This window comes from Granulosicoccus sp. 3-233 (assembly GCF_052681095.1).
The window spans coordinates 1-2,530 of record NZ_JBQYLE010000042.1 but is presented as its reverse complement, the minus strand read 5'-3'; the positions used below and the strand labels follow the sequence as shown (position 1 = coordinate 2,530).

2 protein-coding genes are annotated in these 2,530 nt (G+C 41.1%); both read left to right on the top strand.

Features of this window, described 5'->3' with window-relative positions; translation table 11 throughout:
* Window positions 1-41: 41 nt before the first annotated feature.
* A complete protein-coding gene (locus ACUNV4_RS30300) occupies window positions 42-1,079 on the top strand; it encodes a hypothetical protein (protein WP_430882416.1) in 1,038 nt (345 codons plus the stop codon).
* Window positions 1,080-1,142: 63 nt separating this feature from the next.
* On the top strand, window positions 1,143-2,468 hold the full coding sequence (locus tag ACUNV4_RS30295) for a hypothetical protein (RefSeq protein WP_430882415.1): 1,326 nt from the start codon (window positions 1,143-1,145) through the stop codon (window positions 2,466-2,468).
* Window positions 2,469-2,530 lie beyond the last annotated feature (62 nt).

The window sequence follows — 2,530 nt, the reverse complement described above, 5'->3', positions numbered from 1 at the left end:
GGTTGAGTTTACTGTGGGCGCAATAAACTGGCGGGATCTTAGTGCTGAGTAAGACTGATGGCCGGGAATCGCTGACTGAAACCATAAGCTCTGATGGTCGAAATGTGCACACTCACGTGCTTATCGATCCAGAATTTTCTACGAACACAAAGCTTCAGCAATTTCTTAACGATTTGCAAACACACAAAACACGGGATGGCGCGCGCCTGAGATGTAGTGAGCTGCCGACAGAACAGGAATACGTAGAAGCAACAGTTAGTCTGAATGACCTCAAAGCTGCTCTTGACAAGGTGTTTCCAGACGAAACTAAATATCTAATTGTTACCGCAGCTAGTAACGATGGACTTCGAGGCGTCGATACCAGATCGCCACGCAGCATGTCCATATCGGATGAGCTTGATAAAGCAAGCCATGCGTTCTTCGGTAAGTCAAATAACACAAGACACTTTCTTAACGAAAATCGTTATGAGGACGAATCAATTGCCGAGAAGAAACCTGTTTTCGACGGGTCAGATGCTCATTCATTCGAAGACCTTAAACGCCTTACAGGAGATGAGGCTAATTTCGAAACAACGTGGATAAAATCAGATCTCACTTTTCGTGGTCTTCGACAAACACTATTCGAGCCCAAAGGCCGCGTGCATATTGGTGAGAAACCCACAGTTCTTGAACGCCAGGAACAAGATGCCACGAGATTTATAAAAGAACTAAGAATCAATCAGATTGAAGGATACAAAGGAACAAGTGGCTCTTGGTTCAATGGTGTTTCAATACCATTTAATCCTGAACTCACAGCTATTATCGGCAACAAAGGAAGCGGAAAGAGCGCAATCGCCGACATTATCGGCCTTCTCGGAGAATCACGTCAACATGAGCACTTTTCTTTCCTGACAGATGATCCACAAAATCGTAAATTTCGACAAAAAGGTTTCGCAGAAAATTTCTGTGGTGAACTGAGTTGGGAAAGTGGCACGTCGAGTAGTACCAAGTGTCTTAATGAAAACGCAGATACCTTGAAGCCAGAAACGGTTAAATATCTGCCACAAAATTACTTCGAAAATTTAACAAACGAAATTTAAGTCAAGGCATTTAGAAATGAAATAGAAGAGGTCGTTTTTTCACATGTAGATGAATCTGATCGTATGGGACAATCCACCTTCGAGGAGTTAGAAGATCTAAAAAACGCTCAGAGCAAAAATGATATAAGTGCGCTTAAAGTACGGCTGCGCGAGCTTAATATCGAGATAGTCGACTTAGAAGATCAGGCAAACCCATCGACCATGAGAAGCCTAGATGAACAGTTAAAACAGCGACTGAGCGAATACAGCGCACTCGAAAAATCTATGCCAGAAAAGGTAGAAAAGCCTGTCGGAGAGAGTCCAGAACAATTGGCTATTGCCAAAGAGATAGAAAAAAACAATCAACAACTATCTGGTATAACGAGACGTGGTAAAGATGCCGTTGCACGCCTTTCCTCTTTAAAATCAGATATAAATACACTCGCCTCGCTCAAAGGTTCGCTGACCGCTCTAGATAACGAAACTAAAGAAAGAAAAGAAGAACTACGAGAAACATGCAAGCGTTTCTATCTAGATATTGATTCTATTGTTTCCTATAAAATTGATACAAATAATATTGATTCTAAACTGAAAGAATCTTCTACTGAAGTCGGCAAACTTGAGAAGGAGTCAGACGAAAAATTTTCTAATTCGACTGATTTTGAAAAAATATTCAGCATTCCCGACTTGCGCAAAGCGGTTCAATACCTCAAAGAAAAAATTAAAGTTCTACAGGAAACTGTATCCGCACCACGAAGACGTTATCAACGATACTTGCAAGCACATGCTGAAGTCACGAGTAAGTTAGAAGAAATAATGGGGAACAATGAGAACCCTAAGCCAGGGACAATTAAGGAAATAGAGCAACGTATCCTCTACATCAAGAACGATTTACAGGATCTTCTCAACAAAAAGCATGCAGCACGCGATGATATCTGCCGATCAATTTATCAAGCAAAGGAACAGGTGCGTTCATTCTACGAAAGTCTAAAATCCAGTGTAGAAAATTTACTAGAGGAGGTGAGCGATAAAGAGTTTAAAGTGACTATTGACGCATCCTTTGTACCGAAACGAGAATTTTCCAAGAAGTTTTTTGAACTTGTTAATCAAACATCGAAGGGGCCGTTTAGAGGTACATCAGAAGGCCAAACTGAGTTAAACGAGCGTTTCAATGATGTCAATTGGAATAGTTTTGATAGCGTACTTTCGTTCGTTAAAAACCTAGTCGAAGATATAAGCAAAGAAGACCTCTCAAAGCAGATCAAAGACAGTAAAGAATTTTATGATTTATTATTTTCGTTCGAATATTTTCATGCACGTTATGAACTGCGATTGGGCGGAAAGAATCTGAATCAACTATCACCTGGGGAAAAGGGACTTCTTCTTTTGGTCTTTCTTGATTACGCATGAGACTCAGCCAGTTTTACGAACCGATACGGAAAAGGTGGCGTGCGCACAGTGCTGTGAGCCAG

Excerpts from the sequence above, each read along its gene's own strand:
- ACUNV4_RS30295 (WP_430882415.1), top strand. The coding sequence starts at position 1,143 with ATGGGACAATCCACCTTCGAGGAGTTAGAAGATCTAAAAAACGCTCAG.